This is a genomic window from Sphingomonas caseinilytica (assembly GCF_023516455.1).
GTDB lineage: Bacteria > Pseudomonadota > Alphaproteobacteria > Sphingomonadales > Sphingomonadaceae > Sphingomicrobium > Sphingomicrobium caseinilyticum.
The window spans coordinates 661,818-678,048 of sequence record NZ_JAMGBA010000001.1 but is presented as its reverse complement, the minus strand read 5'-3'; the positions used below and the strand labels follow the sequence as shown (position 1 = coordinate 678,048).

16 protein-coding genes are annotated in these 16,231 nt (G+C 62.4%); 8 read left to right on the top strand and 8 right to left on the bottom strand.

What is annotated here, in order from left to right; genetic code table 11:
• Position 1 precedes the first annotated feature (1 nt).
• Both ubiB and LZ496_RS03395 read right to left on the bottom strand, forming a co-directional pair.
• Complete coding sequence (gene ubiB, locus LZ496_RS03400) at positions 2-1,537, bottom strand: 2-polyprenylphenol 6-hydroxylase (protein WP_249903178.1); 1,536 nt, start codon at positions 1,535-1,537, stop codon at positions 2-4.
• Positions 1,534-2,262, bottom strand: coding sequence for a class I SAM-dependent methyltransferase (locus LZ496_RS03395; RefSeq protein WP_249903177.1), 729 nt, complete (start codon positions 2,260-2,262; stop codon positions 1,534-1,536). Before LZ496_RS03395 ends, ubiB begins: the two co-directional genes overlap by 4 nt.
• Positions 2,263-2,323: 61 nt before the next feature.
• On the opposite strand from LZ496_RS03395, the gene mutM reads away from it, so the two are divergent.
• The 3 genes from mutM (at position 2,324) to dnaA (ending at position 5,290) form a co-directional block, all read left to right on the top strand.
• Positions 2,324-3,139 (top strand): bifunctional DNA-formamidopyrimidine glycosylase/DNA-(apurinic or apyrimidinic site) lyase, encoded by an 816-nt coding sequence (mutM, locus tag LZ496_RS03390; RefSeq protein WP_249903176.1) that lies wholly within the window; start codon positions 2,324-2,326, stop codon positions 3,137-3,139.
• Positions 3,140-3,253: 114 nt separating this feature from the next.
• Positions 3,254-3,517 (top strand): 30S ribosomal protein S20, encoded by a 264-nt coding sequence (rpsT, locus tag LZ496_RS03385; RefSeq protein ID WP_249903175.1) that lies wholly within the window; start codon positions 3,254-3,256, stop codon positions 3,515-3,517.
• Positions 3,518-3,913: 396 nt separating this feature from the next.
• Positions 3,914-5,290 carry a chromosomal replication initiator protein DnaA gene (gene dnaA / locus LZ496_RS03380; protein ID WP_249903174.1) on the top strand — a complete coding sequence of 459 codons (1,377 nt, stop codon included), beginning with the start codon at positions 3,914-3,916 and terminating at the stop codon, positions 5,288-5,290.
• Between the two features lie 162 nt (positions 5,291-5,452).
• On the opposite strand, the gene LZ496_RS03375 is transcribed toward dnaA, so the two are convergent.
• The 4 genes from LZ496_RS03375 to secB all read right to left on the bottom strand — a co-directional run bounded on the left by LZ496_RS03375 (position 5,453) and on the right by secB (position 9,377).
• Positions 5,453-6,106, bottom strand: coding sequence for a DUF4136 domain-containing protein (locus LZ496_RS03375; RefSeq protein ID WP_249903173.1), 654 nt, complete (start codon positions 6,104-6,106; stop codon positions 5,453-5,455).
• A 140-nt stretch (positions 6,107-6,246) separates the two neighbouring features.
• On the bottom strand, positions 6,247-7,242 hold the full coding sequence (gene trpS, locus LZ496_RS03370; protein ID WP_249903853.1) for a tryptophan--tRNA ligase: 996 nt from the start codon (positions 7,240-7,242) through the stop codon (positions 6,247-6,249).
• A gap of 14 nt (positions 7,243-7,256) precedes the next feature.
• Complete coding sequence (murJ, locus tag LZ496_RS03365) at positions 7,257-8,822, bottom strand: murein biosynthesis integral membrane protein MurJ (RefSeq protein ID WP_249903172.1); 1,566 nt, start codon at positions 8,820-8,822, stop codon at positions 7,257-7,259.
• A gap of 15 nt (positions 8,823-8,837) precedes the next feature.
• Entirely contained in the window at positions 8,838-9,377 is a 540-nt protein-coding gene (secB, locus tag LZ496_RS03360; protein ID WP_249903171.1) for a protein-export chaperone SecB, read from the bottom strand.
• 196 nt (positions 9,378-9,573) lie between these two features.
• On the opposite strand from secB, the gene LZ496_RS03355 reads away from it, so the two are divergent.
• From LZ496_RS03355 to LZ496_RS03340, 4 genes are all read left to right on the top strand, one after another.
• The gene (locus tag LZ496_RS03355; RefSeq protein WP_249903170.1) at positions 9,574-10,230 is read left to right on the top strand and encodes a Tim44/TimA family putative adaptor protein; all 657 of its coding nucleotides are present in this window, start codon (positions 9,574-9,576) and stop codon (positions 10,228-10,230) included.
• On the top strand, positions 10,227-11,411 hold the full coding sequence (gene mltA / locus LZ496_RS03350) for a murein transglycosylase A (protein ID WP_249903169.1): 1,185 nt from the start codon (positions 10,227-10,229) through the stop codon (positions 11,409-11,411). Before LZ496_RS03355 ends, mltA begins: the two co-directional genes overlap by 4 nt.
• On the top strand, positions 11,392-11,919 hold the full coding sequence (locus LZ496_RS03345; protein ID WP_249903168.1) for a Smr/MutS family protein: 528 nt from the start codon (positions 11,392-11,394) through the stop codon (positions 11,917-11,919). Before mltA ends, LZ496_RS03345 begins: the two co-directional genes overlap by 20 nt.
• A 174-nt stretch (positions 11,920-12,093) precedes the next feature.
• Entirely contained in the window at positions 12,094-13,701 is a 1,608-nt protein-coding gene (locus tag LZ496_RS03340; protein WP_249903167.1) for a putative bifunctional diguanylate cyclase/phosphodiesterase, read from the top strand.
• Here the strand turns inward: LZ496_RS03340 and dapE are convergent.
• Positions 13,698-14,828, bottom strand: a complete 1,131-nt coding sequence (dapE, locus tag LZ496_RS03335; protein WP_249903166.1) for a succinyl-diaminopimelate desuccinylase — start codon at positions 14,826-14,828, stop codon at positions 13,698-13,700. The two genes, LZ496_RS03340 and dapE, sit on opposite strands and share 4 nt — an antisense overlap.
• A 197-nt stretch (positions 14,829-15,025) precedes the next feature.
• Here dapE and LZ496_RS03330 point away from each other — a divergent pair, with 197 nt between their 5' ends.
• Positions 15,026-15,478 (top strand): cupin domain-containing protein, encoded by a 453-nt coding sequence (locus tag LZ496_RS03330; RefSeq protein ID WP_249903165.1) that lies wholly within the window; start codon positions 15,026-15,028, stop codon positions 15,476-15,478.
• Here the strand turns inward: LZ496_RS03330 and LZ496_RS03325 are convergent.
• Positions 15,475-16,137, bottom strand: coding sequence for a glutathione S-transferase family protein (locus LZ496_RS03325; RefSeq protein WP_249903164.1), 663 nt, complete (start codon positions 16,135-16,137; stop codon positions 15,475-15,477). The genes LZ496_RS03330 and LZ496_RS03325 overlap by 4 nt on opposite strands.
• Positions 16,138-16,231: the final 94 nt, after the last annotated feature.

Below are 16,231 nucleotides of genomic sequence, written 5' to 3'. Positions count from 1 at the left end.
CCTATCCCACAACCCAATAGGTCAGGGCGGCCGCAGTCGCAGCCGATCCTAAGGCAATGAGCAGCGGGGTCAGCCAGCCTTTGCGCTCAATCACGGCGACATCTGCCAAGGGCGGGGGCGGCGGCGCTGCACCCGGATCAGGGTAGCTGGCGTCGATCTTGCGGAGGATTTGCGGGATCAGCTTCAGGGCTCTGACGGTATCGATGATCCGATCGGCGTAATAAGCCTCCGGCCCGAGTTCCGTACGGATCCAGTCACGCAGGAACGGTTCCGCCGTCTCCCACATGTTGATGTCGGGATCGAGCGCGGTGGCGACGCCTTCCTCCATCACCATCGTCTTCTGCAGCAGCAGCAGATGGGGTTGGACGGGCATGTCGAAATCGCGCGTGATGGCGAACAGGCCCTCCAGCATTCGGCCGATGCTGATGTCTTTTACCGGAAGACCGCGGATCGGCTCGCCCACCGCGCGCAAGGCCGTCGCGAACTCCGCGACATCGTGATGCGGCGGGACATATTGCGCTTCGAAGTGGATCTCCGCGACGCGATCGTAATTTCCGGTAATGAGGCCGTAGAGAATCTCCGCCAGCCAAAGTCGAGCCTGGCGGTCGATACGCCCCATGATGCCGAAGTCGACGGCGGCAACCCGCCCATCTTTTAGGGCAAACAGATTTCCCTGGTGCAAATCGGCATGGAAGTAACCGTCGACCACCGCTTGCCGAAGGAAGGCCCGCACCAGCGTAGCGGCGAGCTGTTTCGGATCATGACCCGCCGCAATCAGTTCATCGCGCTTCGATAGCTTGATCCCGTCCAGCCATTCCAAGGTGAGCACGCGCCGGGCGGTTCGCTGCCAATCGATGTCGGGGACATGAAAGTTCGGCTCCGCGACCATATTGTCCTTGAGCTCCGAAGCGGAAGCCGCTTCGCGCTGAAGATCGAGTTCGCGCCTCACCCATTGTTTGAAATAGGCGATGACCATCCGGGGCCGAAGCCGTTCCGCCTCGCCGCCGAGCAGTTCCACATGAGCAGCCGCCCACTCATATGTCTCGATCGCTTTCGCGAATTCGTCCTCGATACCCGGGCGGAGGACCTTGACTGCCACTTCGCGACCCTCGGTCGTGATGGCGCGATGGACCTGGGCCACCGAGGCCGCACCGACCGGCTCTTCGTCAAACTCGCTGAATAGGGATTCGAGTGGTGCCTCGAGCGCCTTTTCGATCGCCGCCCTGACCTCGCGGAAGGGGGATGGAGGGAGCGAATCCTGAAGCTGCAAAAGGTTGGCGGCCGCCTCCGGCCCAACAAGGTCGGGACGAGTAGCCAGCGCCTGACCCAATTTTATCGCAGCCGGTCCAATTTCCTGCAGTGCGTCGGCATAGTCGGGGGTCTCCGGAATGCTCGCCCCGAAGCGCGCAATGCGGCACATCCGGCGCACATTCGGTGGCGTCAGCGGATCGCGCTCAATACCGTGGAGCGCGCCATGGCGCGCCAAGGTCCGGCCCCATTTCAGGAGGCGCCAAAGGTGGACTACCGCGGTTGTCAAATTTTCCAGCCGCCATGAATTGCGACGAGTCCGCCGAGGATGGGCTCGACGCTGGTCGACTTGAATCCGGCTTCACCGATCATTGCGCGGAAGGCGTCCATCCTGGGAAACCGGCGGATGGATTCGACCAGATAGCGATAGCTGTCTTCGTCTTTTGCTACGGCCTTGCCGATCTTCGGGATCAGATGTTCGGAATAGCGGTCGTAAAGCTCCCCGAAGCCGGGCCATTCGCTGGTCGAGAACTCGAGGCAGTAGAAGCGCCCGCCGCGTTTCAGCACGCGGTGTGCTTCGCGAAGGGCGGCGGGGATGTCGGTGACGTTCCGGATGCCGAAAGCGATTGTGTAGGCGTCGAAGATAGCGTCGTCGAAGCTCAGCTTCTCTGCATTCTCGACTTGCCAGGTAAGGCCCTGGATATTGCGCGCCTTGGCTCGCTCCATGCCCACGGCCAGCATGTCCGGATTGATGTCGCTGACGGTGACCCGTGCGCCCCGGTCGGCCATTCGGAATGCAATGTCGCCCGTGCCGCCGGCCATATCCAAAATGGCTTCGCCATGGCGCGGCTTCACCTTGGCGACGAAGCGGTTCTTCCAAAGGCGATGCATGCCCCCGGACATGAGGTCGTTCATGAGGTCGTAATTGCTGGCGACGGACGAAAAGACGCCGCCGACGCGCCGCGTCTTTTCCTCGCGCGTGACCAGTTCGTCGCCGAAATTGACCTTATCCATGAGCGCGCCCTAGCAGGGAGATCAGGGGCGGGAAACGCCCCAGTTTGGCCAAAGGAACCCAATGCCGGAATTACCCGAAGTCGAAACGACCGTCAGAGGATTGAGCCGAGTGTTGAAAGGACGCCAGATTCGGCGCGTCGAGGCGCGCCGGGCCGATCTGCGCCGCGCGTTTCCACCAGACCTTGGGCAGCGCCTTACGGGGGCAACGGTCACTGATCTGGGCAGGCGTGCCAAATATGGACTCGTCCACACAAATCGTGGGGACACGATGATCTTTCACCTCGGCATGTCGGGGGCGTGGCGGGTCGATCCCAACGATATCGGCAAGCATGACCATTTGCTTCTGGAGACCGACGAAGGCCGGACGCTGCATCTGCGCGATCCGCGGCGGTTTGGATCGGTCGACCTGGTGCAAACGGATGAACTGGAAGAATGGCCTGCATTCAAGGCGTTGGGTCCGGAACCGCTGGACGGTGCGATTGATGGCAAATGGCTAAGGTATGAATTTGCTGGGCGGACGGCGGCGGTAAAATTGCTGTTGCTCGATCAGCGCGTCGTCGCTGGCCTCGGCAATATCTACGCCTGTGAAGCGCTGTATCGCGCGCGGATCGACCCTCGAAAACCGGCAGATAAGGTCAGCAAGGCAAAGCTCGACGCGCTGGCCATTGCGATCCCGCAAGTTCTGGAAGAAGCGATCGAGGCCGGCGGATCCAGCCTCAAGGATTTTGCGGCGCCGGATGGCGAACTGGGCTATTTCTCGAAGCAGTTCGATGTCTACGATCGGGAAGGCGAAACGTGTCGCAATTGCCAAGGCAAGGTGAAGCGCATCGTGCAGGGTGGGCGTTCGACCTTCTTCTGCGCTACGTGCCAGCGCTAGTGCACGGTGGTTGACGCGAATCGCCTCCTTCGCTAGGGGAGCGCCACGCCGGTGCGACCCACGGGTTTCGCGCCGCTTTTTCGTTGAAAACACAAGAATTTTAGAGGTCGATCGATGGCGAACACGCCGCAAGCTAAGAAGCGCATCCGCCGCAACGCCAATCGTGCGGCGATCAACGGCGCCCGCGTCAGCCGCATCCGCACCTTCATCAAGGCGGTCGAATCCGCCCTTGCCGCCGGCAAGAAGGACGATGCCGTTGCCGCGCTGAAGAAGGCTCAGCCGGAGATGGCTCGCGGAGTCGCGCGTGGCGTGATGCATAAAAACACCGCTTCGCGGAAGTTCTCGCGCCTCACCAAGCGGGTAGCCGCGCTCGGTTAACTCCGCATTTACCCTGAGTTCGAAACGGGCCGTCGGGATTACCGGCGGCCCGTTTCATTTCGGTGACTGAAAAAAGTCTAGGAATTCCCGCGATTCGCACCCGATCGTTGATTGGTTGCCGAGGCGATAGCGCCTATTTTGGCGGTTTTCAGCCGCTTTTCACCACCGCCCTCTGTCAAGCCAATTTATTTCACATCCGTGAAAATTGAATGCTTGAATCGAACGCGCGAGGCCCTCAAAAAACACTTTCCGGCGGCGAATCCGCACCGGGGGGCTAGAGACTGAAGGGGATATTGGTGACGCGACTCGGGTCGCTGTCATCGGTACCTCGTGTCTTGGGCAAAGTCAGAGTCAGGGAGGCGCGCGCCAGTGCAGGGCAGTCGGGAAAATTTGTGTGTGACTGACGCCGGTACCGTTGCAGCACCCCTTGAAGCCGCTTGGGATTCCATTCGCCTCGGCCTTCGCCGTGATTGCGGCGCTCGCACGTTCGACGGTTGGCTGAAGCCAGCGGAGCTTGGGGCGTTCGACGGTGATTCCGGCGAACTAGAGATTTTCATGCCCAGCCAGTTCATGGCCGACTGGGTAGAGAGCCATTTCGGAGACCGGCTGCGTCTTGCGTGGCGAACGTCGCTGCCGATCGTCCAGGACGTCAAGATCGTCGCTGCGCCAGATGGACCGCGGCCCGCGCCGCTCCTGATCCTCGAGGAAATTCCGGCGGCGGCACCGGCCGAAGCCGTACGCGATCCGTCGGCGCCCAATTTCGACAAGCGCTACCGGTTCGAGACCTTCGTTGTGGGCAAGGCCAATGAAGTGGCGGCAACTGCTGCACGAACGCTGGCGACCGCCGACTCTGTTTCGTTCAATCCGCTGTTCATTCATGGCGGAACCGGGCGCGGAAAGACGCACCTGCTGCACGCCATCGGCCAGTCGTTCATGGAGCGCCGGCCAAATGCCCGTGTCGTCTCGATGTCGGCCGAAAAGTTCATGGTCGAGTTCATCCGGGCACTGAAGGAAAATGACACGATCGGCTTCAAGAGCCGGCTGCGTTCCGCCGACCTGCTGCTGATTGACGATGTCCAGTTCATCGCCGGCAAGGATTCGACGCAGGAAGAATTCTTCCACACGATGAACGAGATCATCACCGCCGGACGGCGGCTGGTGATCACGTCCGACCGGGCACCGCAGGACCTCGACGGAATTGCGCCGCGAATCCTGTCGCGCCTCAGCTGGGGCCTTGTCGCCGACATCAACCCGGCGGACTATGAACTTCGGCTCAACATCATCGATGCCAAGCTGGCGGTGCTGCCGGGCGTCGAAATGCCGCGCGGCGTGGTCGAATTCCTGGCTCGGCGCATCACCAGCTCGATCCGTGAGCTGGAAGGCGCGCTCAACCGGATCGCGGCCTATGCGATGATGACCGGCCGCGCGATCGATGTCGCGTTCGTCGAGGAAGTGCTCGCCAACGTGCTTCGCGCCAACCAGCGGCGGATTTCGATCGACGAAATCCAGACGCAGGTCGCGGAGCATTATCGGATCCGCAAGGCCGAGATGACGTCGGCCCGTCGCGCTCGCGAAGTGGCAAGGCCGCGCCAGGTCGCCATGTATTTGTCGAAACAACTGACTCCGAAGTCGCTCCCTGACATCGGTCGCCGCTTTGGCGGTCGCGACCACACGACCGTCATCCACGCCGTCAAGCAGATCGAGCGGTTGCGTGCCGCGGACTCGGAGCTCGACGCAGATATCCGGCTGCTGACACGCCAGCTGGAGGGCTGATCTGGGGGGTAGGGGTCGTTCTCGGCTCTTTGGGTAAAGGTCCAGTCCCCAACTGGTCGGGGGCCCGTCCGGGAAGCTGGGCGGGCCCTCTCAATTTTCCGCCCATGAAAAAGCCCGCCGAGGCAAGATGCCTGGCGGGCCATTTCACAAATGTTCAGGCGATCAGTAGCTGGCCTGCTGCTTGCCTTCGGGCGGGATGGTTATCTTCACCGTCTCGCCGCTGTTGCCTGGGAAACCGGTGAACATCGCCTCGACCAGGCTCGGCACGACCTTGCTGGGTGTGTCGGTGCGCGAGCGCGCCTTGGCCTTGCCCTCGAACAGCGCGACATTGTCGATCCTGCGGCGGATATCGAGATCCAACTCCGTCACATAGTAGGTGTAGGTGCGGATATCGCCGTAGCCGCCACCGTACCAGAAGGGGTCGTTCCAACCCCAATAATATGCCCGGCGTCCCCAATAGTAGGGATAGCCTAGGCCGTAGCCATATCCATAGCCGTAGGAAGGATAGCTTACGATTTCGGTCTGCGGATCGCTGACGCCATAGCCGAGTTGGACGACCAAGGTTGCGCGGTCGACTGACGGAGCGCGTGCATAGCCAACGGCCTGCAAATGCTGTGCGACCTGCTCGGCATAGCCGGAAAATTCGAGGCCGCCCTGGTCGGCGGGGTTCATTGGGACGATGGCGAAGCTTTGCCCTTCCGGGGAAGGCAGTGCCTGGAAACGCGAAACCTGAGTCGTGAGTCCCGTCGCACATGCCGATAGGCCTAGCGCGGACATGCCCAGCAGAACCGTTGCGGCGAGCTTGTTGATACGCATTGTGACACCCATCAAAAGTGACGACCCCATTTTCATGTGGAGCGGGCACCGTTTCAATAGGGACTTATACCATAAAACGTTCTGAATAAGCGATGAAGCACCGGCGTCGACTTTACGACTCGCGCAATTTCAGTGGCTGTTCAGTCCTTTAAGCCGACCGCGCGGTAAGCCGCGTCGAGCGTAGGCTGGGCCAGGCTGGCGGCCTTGTTCGCACCGGCAGCGAGGATCGCGTCGAGCGCTGCCTTATCCTGGCGCAGCTCGACCAGGCGGTTGCGGAGCGGCTCGAGCAGGGCGATCGCCGCGTCCGCCAAGGCCGGCTTGAACGCGCCGAAGCCTTGACCTGCAAAGCGTTGCAGCACCTGTTCGTCCGTCTCCCCGACCATGGCACCATAGATACCGACCAGATTTCGAGCCTCGGGCCGGCTTTCCAGCAGCGCGGGATCCTCGGGTAGCGGGTCGGGATCGGTCTTGGCCTTGCGGATCTTCAGCGCGATCACATCATTGTCGTCGGTCAGATGAATCCGGCTCTGCTCGGAAGGATCCGACTTCGACATCTTCATCGATCCGTCGCGAAGGCTCATCACCCGGGCAGCGGTGCCGCCGCCGATGAACGGCTCGGGCGGAACGAACAGTTCGACGTCGTAGTCGGAGTTGAACTTTAGCGCGATGTCGCGGGTCAGCTCGATATGCTGCTTCTGGTCTTCACCCACGGGTACATGGGTTGCCTGGTAAAGCAGGATGTCGGCGGCCTGCAGCACCGGATAATCGAATAGAGCGACGGACGAGCCTTCGCGATTCTTGCCGGCCTTGTCCTTCCACTGCGTCATGCGGTTCAGCCAGCCCATCCGGGCGACACCGTTGAGGATCCAGCAAAGCTCCGAATGAGCCGGGACCGCGCTTTGCGCGAATAGGGTCGACTTATTGGGGTCGATCCCGCTGGCGATCAGTGCTGCCGCCATTTCCCGAACGCTGTTGCGGCGGACTTTCGGATCGATGAAGTCGGACAGCGAGTGAAGATCGGCCAGGAAGAAGAGGCACTCGGCCTCATCCTGCATCCTTACCCAGCGCAAGATCGCGCCAAGCAGATTGCCGAGGTGCAAATCTCCGGTCGGCTGGATGCCGGAAACGACGCGCATGGATTTCTCGCTGGTCATTCGGGGAGCTCTTCTGTCTTCGCGCGGCGGCGCAGCGCGGCAATCGCCTGCCGATCCATTCCCCCGATCATCCAGGCGACCGCAAAATAAACGACAGCGCCGACGCCGACGAGCGCGCCGAGGCCAATGATCCGCTCAAGCACGCCGCCGAAGAACAGGCCGCCAGCCGCGATCTTCACGGCGTAAAGCGATGCGGCCATTGCAACTGCCGCCAGCAACTGCTTGCCGAGCCGCGCAACCAGCCAGGCCGGCATTCTGAACTGGCCGCGTGAGTGCAGGATGATGAACAGCAGCCCGAAGTTCACCCAGGCGCTGGCCGAAGTGACGGTCGCGAGGCTGTAGATCCCCATGTACGGAATGAGGATGAAATTGGCGACGATGCCGGCGCCGAGCACACCCATCGCAATCCGGACCGGCGTCTTGACGTCCTTGCGGGCGTAGAAGTTGGGGGTCAGCACTTTCACCAACACATAGGCCGGCAGGCCGGTCACCAGGATCGCGAGGATATTGCCAGTCACGCGGGCTGCTTCAACGGTATATTGGCCGCCCTGATAGAGCGCGCCGATGATCGGACCTGCCGCCACCATCAAAGCAAGGGTCGCGGGCAGGGTCAGAAGCATCGAAAGGTCGAAGGCACGGGCTTGAACGTCGGCCGCTTCCGAATCTTCGCCCTTGGCGATGGCTTGGCTGATTGCCGGCAAGATCGCGACTCCGAGCGCCGTCCCGATGATCGAGAGCGGAAGCTGGTTGAGGCGGTCGGCGTAGCTGAGCTTTGTCAGCGCGCCTTCGCCGAGCCTCGCCGAGAAATAGGCGTAGAAGAGCTGGCTGATCTGGTAGACGCCCGCGGCCGCCGTCGCCGGCAGGATCAGGACGACCAATTCGCGAACCGCGGGGGTCAGCCTTGGCCGGCCGAAATGCAGGTGCACCCCGGCCTTCCGAACTGCGACCCAGCACAACAGGAACTGGGCAATCCCGCCGAGGAGAACGGCAATCGCCATGAAGCGCACCGTTTCGACCGTGTCGGGCGGAGAGACCAGTAGCGCGATGATCAGCGCGAGGTTGAGGAGTGCAGGTGCGAAGGCGGCGACCGCGAAGCGGGTCAGCGAATTCAGGACACCAGAGAGCAGCGCGACCAGGCTGATGAACAGCAAATATGGAAAGGTCCAGCGGGTGAGCTCAACCGCAAGCTCCAACTTGCCCGGGACATTGCCATATTCAGGCACGACCAGGAGCAAGACGCCGGGCATGAAAATTTCAAAGACGACGGTGACCAGCAGCAGCGCCGGCATGAAGACGGCGAGGATCTCGTTCGAAAATGCCTGCGCGTCCTCGTGTCCGCCCGCTGCCAGCCGGCGGCTGAACAGCGGCACGAAGCCCGAGGAAAAAGCACCTTCGGCGAACAGCCGACGGAAGATGTTGGGCAGCAGGAACGCCAGGTTGAAGGCGTCGTTGGCGTGGCTCGCGCCCAAGACCCGTGACCCGATCATGTCTCGCGCAAAGCCGAGAACGCGGCTGACCATGGTCAGCCCGCCGATCGAGCCGATCGCCCGATAGAGATTCACCTGGCGGCGGCCGCTTTAAGCGTGGCCGACCGGCGGCTCGCCGTCGCCACCGGGCTGGCCAGCCACCTGATCCTGGGCCTGCTGTGTTGCCTCTGCCTGAGCCATGTAAGCGGCTGCGAAATCGATCGGATCGAGCAGCACCGGCGGGAAGCCCAGGTTCTGAACGGTTTCAGCGACGATCTGCCGCGCGAACGGGAACAACAGGCGCGGCGCTTCGACCAGCAGGAACGGCGGCATCGCGCCTTCCGGGAAATTGCGGAACGCAAAGAGGCCGGCATAGCTGAGGTCGATGATGAAATGGGTGCCGCTGTCCGACTTGGCGGTCAGCTCGATCTTCAAGATGACTTCCTGGATGTCGTCGGCGACCTTGTTGCCGTGAATTCCGAACTGGACGTCCAGGCTCGGTTGGGTCTGCCACTGGAAAACCTGCGGCGACGACGGGCTCTCGGCCGAAAAATCCTTGATGTACTGGGCAATCGTCACGGCCTGCGGGCCGACGGCCTGGGCCTCTCCATTGCCTTCGGGGGTGGGAACGATCGAGTCCTGGTCGGCCATGGAAAATCCTTGAGAAAATCAGGTAGGTTGACATGTTGGAGGGTAGCCGGTTGGGCCATGCTCCGCTTTGGGCGTGCGACTAGCAGCCGCGCTGTTGCGGTGCAATGCCGACGGGCCTAACGGAGCGCACTTTGAATAAAGGCGTTATCGGCATTATGTTGGGCCAAATTACTTTTGCGCTGAATCGGAATCATCGTTGACTGCAATCATCATCCTCGCGCTCGTTGCGCTGTTCATCGGCCTCCGGCTGTATAGCGTCCTTGGCGAACGAACTGGACATGAGCAGCCCATTCTGAAGCCTGCCGATCCCGAGGCCGATGCCCGCCTCACTCCGCGTGCGCAGGCCAGCAATCCAGCAGGTGTCGCATTGGCCGAGCCGGATGAACTTGCCTATTTGCCGACTGCCGGGCCGGGTGTCCGAGCTCTCCTGGCCGCCGACCCTAGCTTCGATGTCGGCCGCTTCCTGGAAGGGTCAAAGGCTGCCTATCGAATGATCCTGGAGGCTTTCTGGAAGGGCGATGTCGAGGCGATGCGGCCTTACGTCGACGGACATGTCCTGGAAACCTTCGCGGGTGCCGTCGAGCAGCGCACGAAAGATGGCCTGGCGCTGGACAACCGCCTGATCGGGATCGATCAAGCGGTGATCGCGGGTGCCGAGGTCGATCGCAGCATCGCGCTCGTTACCGTCCGATTCGAAGCTGACATCGCCGCGATCACGAAGAATGCCGCCGGCGAAGTCGTCGCGGGCTCCATGTCTGACGCGGTCCAGACCCGCGATCGCTGGACATTCCGCCGCGATATCAGCTCGCGCGATCCCAACTGGATTCTAGTCGAGACTGACGAGGAAGAGTGAGGCCGTTCGTACGCGGTCTCGCGCTTAGCCTGGCGCTGTTCATTGCTGCCTGCGCGACGCGGCAGCCCGAGCCGCCTGCACCGCCTCCACCGGCTCCGGCGCCAACTCCTACTCCAACACCTCCGACGCCGCCGGCTCCTCCGCCTCCCGCAACCGCGCGCGAGGCCGGGGTAACCGTTGCGGGACCGGCCGCTCTCAATCCAACGGAGGCGAACCGCGCCCTCGCGGCGTTCCGGTTGAGCTGCCCGGCACTGGTTCGCAGACAAGATGCTAGCGGTCTGGTCTCGCCGTCGGATTGGCAATCGTTGTGCAGTGAGGCCTCGACCGTTTCCGACGCCGTCGCATTTTTCCGCGATCGTTTCGATTGGGTCCGGGTCGGTAGCGGGGAGGCGTTTGCCACGGGGTATTTCGAGCCTGAAATTCACGGATCGCGGACTAAACAGCCTGGCTACGAAATTCCGATCTACACCAAGCCCAGCGACCTGATCCGCTGCACGCGACCAGATGGCGGGACAGGCCGTGGCCGGATCGACGAAACGAATAGTTGCGTCCTTTACTTTACCAGGCCCGAGATCGAGGACGGTGCCCTTGGGGACCGCAACCTGGAGATCGGATGGGCTGCCGACCCGATCGAACTATTCTTTCTTCAGATCCAGGGTTCAGGGCGTCTGCTGCTTCCGGATGGGCAAATAATGAGGATCGGCTACCTCGATCAGAACGGCCGTGAATATGTTGCGATCGGACGACTGCTTCGGGATCGCGGAATCCTGCCGCCTGGCGGTGCGGACATGGACGCGATCGTGGGGTGGATGCGGTCGCAGCCCGACGGCGGAAAATCGCTGATGCGCGAAAATCTGAGCTATATTTTCTTCAAGGAGCTGACCGGACCCGGGCCGCTTGGCGCCTTGGCCTTGCCCGTTACCGGCCGCGCATCGGTCGCAGCCGATCCGAAGTTCGTGCCCTTGGGCGCCCCGGTTTTCCTCACTCTCGACCGGTCCGAGGCGTCAGGCCTTTGGGTGGCCCAAGACACCGGCGGCGCGATCAAGGGTGCCAACCGGTTCGACACTTTCTGGGGCGCTGGCGAGGCCGCCAAGCAAACCGCAGGCGGTATGTCCGCGAAAGGCCAGGCGCTGATCCTGCTTCCAAAGGGAGTGGCGGCCCGTGCGCAAGCTGTCCGCTGACGAAGCGGCGCTTTGGGCAAAAGTTACCGCAACAATCAGGCCGCTATCGCGCGATCCACTTGATATCGAGGCGCCGAAGGCACTTGACCCGAAGCCCATCGCTGCGCCGCGCGGCCGGATACCGGCGCCGCGACCCCCGGCGAGCGAGCCGAAGCGGGTCGAGACCCTCCAGCAAGCGACACTTGATGGTAGCTGGGACCGTCAAATTCGCACCGGTCGGCTGGATCCTGATCGGGTGCTCGACCTTCACGGCCATACGCTCGATTGGGCGTGGCAGGCGATTGACCGGACATTGGAGCGATCCATTGCTTCCGGCGATCGTGTTCTGCTGCTGATCACGGGGCACGAACGCAAGGGTGATCCGCCCCTGACGCGTGGCCGGATCCGGGCCGCCGTTCACGATTGGTTGGCCGCTTCCCGCCATTCGTCGCGGATCGCAGCGGTCCGGGGAGCGCATCGTCGCCACGGGGGTGGTGGCAGCCTCTACATAATCCTTCGGAAAAATTAGCGATTTCCACCCTTTTTTAACCTCACCTGTTTAGGCCTGTCCGATGGAATTCCCGCCAGGAAGCGGATGGCAAGGGGCAGGCAGATTTCAGGTTCTCAGGAAGGAACGGCCCAAAAGGTAAGCAACGCCCTGCTATCGGGCGCGGCTGGCGTTGCCTCGTTCCTCTTTTCCCTGATGGCGTTCATCTACATCACCAGCTTCAACGAGAAGGTGGTCGCGTCGATCGTCGCCGGCGCATTTTGCCTGCTGGTCAGCTACATCGCCTCCGAACGCCCGAACAGCGAAAGTGCCCGTGCCCTGGCCGCGCTCGGAGACCGGCTGCTGGCCGTTGAACAGGGCGATTTGACCAGCCCGACGCCGCGCATCGTCCGCGATACCATGCCCAAGCTTGCGACCGCGGTGGACAGCCTGTTCGCCGAAGTCCGGGCCTCGATCGAAAATGCCCACGCGCTGGGCATGTACGACCCCGTCACGTCGCTTCCAAACCGCCTGCATTTCCGGGCCGAGGCCGACAAGATGCTTGCCGCGCGTCCGCCGGAAACGATGGCGTCCATGCTGTTCGTGGACCTCGACCGCTTCAAGAATGTCAACGACAGCCTCGGTCATGCCCGCGGCGACCAATTGCTGATCATGGTTGCCAACCGCTTGCGTGTGGTCGTGACCGCCGAACTGGGCGACGGGCAGATGCTCCGTCCGCTGCTGGCACGGCTGGCGGGCGACGAATTCACCATCTTCTTCCCCGAAATCGGCGAGGTAGCCGACGCCGAGCGGATTGCCCGCCGGATCGCGCTGGCCATTTCCGAGCCGTTCGAACTGCATGGGCACAGCGTCGATATCGGCGCTTCGGTCGGCGTTGCCATTTGCCCGGCTCATGGCACGACTATCGAAACGCTGATGCGTGCCGCGGACATCGCGATGTACCGTGCCAAGCAGCAGGGCGGCGGGCGTTATTGCCTGTTCAGCGAGGAACTGGCGGCGGAGCATCAGCAGAAGATCGATACCGAAGCGGCATTGAGCGAGGCGGTTCAGCGGGGTGAGTTCGTGCTTGCTCTCCAGCCGCAGCTCAGCTTTGCGACGGGCGAGGTATGCGGTGCCGAAGCGCTGCTCCGTTGGAACCACCCGCGTGACGGGATGCGCCTTCCCGGGACCTTCATCCCGGTTGCCGAGCAGACAGGGATCATCGCCGACATCGGTGATTGGGTCATTGCCGAAGTTGCCTCCATGGCTTCGGAATGGCAGTCGCAGGGCGTCAAGCGCCGGATCTCGTTCAACGTCAGCCCGCGCCAACTCGACCGGCACGACTTCCTGCCGCGGATGCGGGCAGCGTTCGCCGATGCGGGCGTCCCGCTGAGCCACCTCGAGCTGGAGTTCACCGAGAGCGCGGCGATGGATTGCTCCGAAGCCGTGCTGCATGAAATCGCGGCGCTGCGGAAAGACGGCCTGTCAATCGCCCTCGACGATTTCGGGACCGGCTACTCCAATCTCGCCCGCCTCAGGGCATTGCCGCTCGATCGGGTGAAGCTCGACCAGTCGCTGATCGCCGATATCGAATATAGCGAGCAGGCCCGGGTGGTGGTCCAGGCCGTCATCCAGCTGATCAAGGGCGTCGGGGCCGAGATCGTCGCCGAGGCGGTCGAGAATGTGGCGCAGGCCGATATCCTTCGCGCCATGGGCTGCGACATCGTCCAGGGCTTTGTGTTCGCCGGGCCGATGTTCGAGGACGAGTTCCTGAGCTGGACCCGCAATGCCGACCGGGGATCGCGCGGCAGCAACGTCGCCTAACCGAAGACCTTTTCCAGAACGCGGCGGTAGATTCGGCTGAGCGCGCGAATATCCTCCACCGCTGCATGTTCCCCGATCTTGTGCATCGAGGCGTTGGGCAGGCCGAAATCGACCACCGGACAAAGCTGGATCAGGAACCGCCCGTCGGAGGTTCCGCCACTGGTCGACAGCTCCGGATCGATGCCGGTTTCGTCGCGGATCGCCGAGACAAGCACATCGTAGAGTTCACCCGGCGGTGTGAGGAAGGCCTCACCGGAAATTCGCGCGCGGACGGTCGAACCGGGCGCTTCGCGCTCCGCGATTTCTTCCACCAGTTCAACCAGCCTCTGGCCTTGCTGGAGGTTGTTGAAGCGGATGTTGAGCTGGGCCGTTGCCGAGGCGGGGATGACGTTGCTGGCATGGGTCGGGGTCGAGACGCCGGTGAACTCCAGGTTGGATGGAGGGAAGGCGTCGGTGCCGTCATCGAGATGGAGGGCGTCGAGCGCTGCAATGACCCGGGCCAGCTTGGGCATGGGGTTATCGGCGCGGTGCGGGTAGGCGACATGGCCCTGCGTCCCGGGAACGTCGATCCACATGTTGACCGAGCCGCGGCGGCCGATCTTGATTGTGTCGCCCAGCCGGTCGACCGACGTCGGCTCGCCGATCAGGATCATGTCGGGGCGAATGCCGCGCTCGTTCAACCAGTCGATGATGCGCGGCGTGCCGTAAGTGGCATAGCCTTCCTCGTCGCCGGTGATGAGGAGGGATATAGTGCCGGCCTGCTCCTGGAATTCCGAGGCCGCCGCGACGAAGGCGGCGATGGCGCTCTTCATGTCGTTGGCGCCGCGGCCTGTGAGGACGCCATCTTCGATAACGGGTTCGAACGGGTCGGTGGCCCACCCATCTCCGGGAGGGACGACGTCGAGGTGACCGGCAAATCCGAAGTGAGATCCGCCGGAGCCACGGATCGCAACCAGATTTTCGGTTGGGCCGTCCGGTTCCTCGCCCATCACCCAGCGATGGACAGTGAATCCGATTGCCGTGAGCTCGGCATCGAGCAGGTCGAACACCTCGCCGCGCGCTGGCGTGATGCTCGGGCAGGCGATGAGGCGGGCGGCGAGGTCGACCGGGTCGATGGACGATGTCATGGGAGCTTGCCTAGCAAGCGTAATGGCGCGCCTAAAGTCTCTAAAGTCACTAAAGTCTCAAGGAGAGGCGACATTTCGTGTGACCTTAGTGACGTTATGCTGGGGAGGTAGGACAGCGGAAACCGGTCGACGAACATCGCAACTGACTTAGTCATCTCAAGCCGTGTAGGACAGCCCTCAATGGAGGTGGGCAAACCATGCCGAAGGTCGACCTTTCCCAAATCGAGCAGACCAATCGCACCCAATATCCCGAGCCATTTGCAACCGACGTCGCCGGGCGCTTCTATCGCCGGATCGCACCTAGCACCGGTTTGAAAGACATTGGGGTGAGCCATGTCGTGCTGCAGCCCGGCGCATGGTCGAGCCAGCGCCACTGGCACAACGGCATCGACGAGTTCCTGGTCATGCTGTTCGGCGAGGCAGTGCTGATCGAGGACGAAGGCGAGACGGTTCTAAGGGCAGGGGACTGCGCCGCATTTCCCAAGGATGTCCCCAACGGCCACCATCTGGTGAACCGCAGTGAGCAGCCTTGCACGTTCCTGGCTTTCGATTGCCAATATGGCGAAGGGGATTGCCATTATCCCGATATCGACCTGCACTATGACGCGGTCGCCGGAAAGATGACCCACAAGGATGGCTCCGCCTATTAGGCCGGCGCGGCCTCATATTCCTCGATCACCCAGGGCTCGTCCTGCGCGAGCTCGATCCACTCGACGATATCGGCGCGGTGAAGGACGGCTTCCATATAGGTAGCGGCGAAGGGCGGAACGCGGACGCCATAGGTGACGAAGCGGGTGACGACCGGCGCGAACATGATGTCGACCGCGCTCCAGTTGCAGAACAGATATTCGCAGGTTCCGCCGAAGCGGGCCCGCGCTTGCGCCCAAAGATTGAGGATGCGGTCGATGTCCGCTTCGACTTCCTGCGACAGCTCGACGGAACCGAAGTTGCGGCGGACGTTCATTGGCAGTTCGCGGCGAAGGGCCGAGAAGCCGCTGTGCATTTCCGCGGCCATGGAGCGGGCCATACCGCGCGCGGCTTCGTCCTCCGGCCAGAAGCGATCCCGGCCAGCCAATTCCGCGCAATGCTCGATGATCGCCAGGCTGTCCCAAATGACGGTTTCGCCGTCCCACAGGATCGGCACCTTGCCGAGCGAGGGCGCGAATTCATCGCCTTCGCGGCGCTGCTCCCAGGCTTCGTCGAACAAGGGGACGACCAGCTCTTCAAACTCCACACCGGCATGCTTCAGTGCCAGCCATCCACGCATGGACCAGCTGGAATAGGCGCGGTTGCCGATGATGAGCTTCATGTAGCCCCTCTTTCCTTCGTCACCCCGGACTTGATCCGGGGTCTGCCTACTTTCTGGCCACCTGAAGAAAAGGCGGATCCCGGGTCAAGCCCGG

Coding starts and splice junctions, on each gene's coding strand:
- LZ496_RS03325 (WP_249903164.1), bottom strand. CDS start 16,137: ATGAAGCTCATCATCGGCAACCGCGCCTATTCCAGCTGGTCCATGCGT.
- secB (WP_249903171.1), bottom strand. CDS start 9,377: ATGGCCGACCAGGACTCGATCGTTCCCACCCCCGAAGGCAATGGAGAG.
- dapE (WP_249903166.1), bottom strand. CDS start 14,828: ATGACATCGTCCATCGACCCGGTCGACCTCGCCGCCCGCCTCATCGCC.
- LZ496_RS03395 (WP_249903177.1), bottom strand. CDS start 2,262: ATGGATAAGGTCAATTTCGGCGACGAACTGGTCACGCGCGAGGAAAAG.
- LZ496_RS03330 (WP_249903165.1), top strand. CDS start 15,026: ATGCCGAAGGTCGACCTTTCCCAAATCGAGCAGACCAATCGCACCCAA.
- rpsT (WP_249903175.1), top strand. CDS start 3,254: ATGGCGAACACGCCGCAAGCTAAGAAGCGCATCCGCCGCAACGCCAAT.
- LZ496_RS03375 (WP_249903173.1), bottom strand. CDS start 6,106: ATGCGTATCAACAAGCTCGCCGCAACGGTTCTGCTGGGCATGTCCGCG.
- mutM (WP_249903176.1), top strand. CDS start 2,324: ATGCCGGAATTACCCGAAGTCGAAACGACCGTCAGAGGATTGAGCCGA.
- LZ496_RS03340 (WP_249903167.1), top strand. CDS start 12,094: ATGGCGTTCATCTACATCACCAGCTTCAACGAGAAGGTGGTCGCGTCG.
- trpS (WP_249903853.1), bottom strand. CDS start 7,242: ATGCGCGTCGTTTCCGGCATCCAGCCGACCGGAGATTTGCACCTCGGC.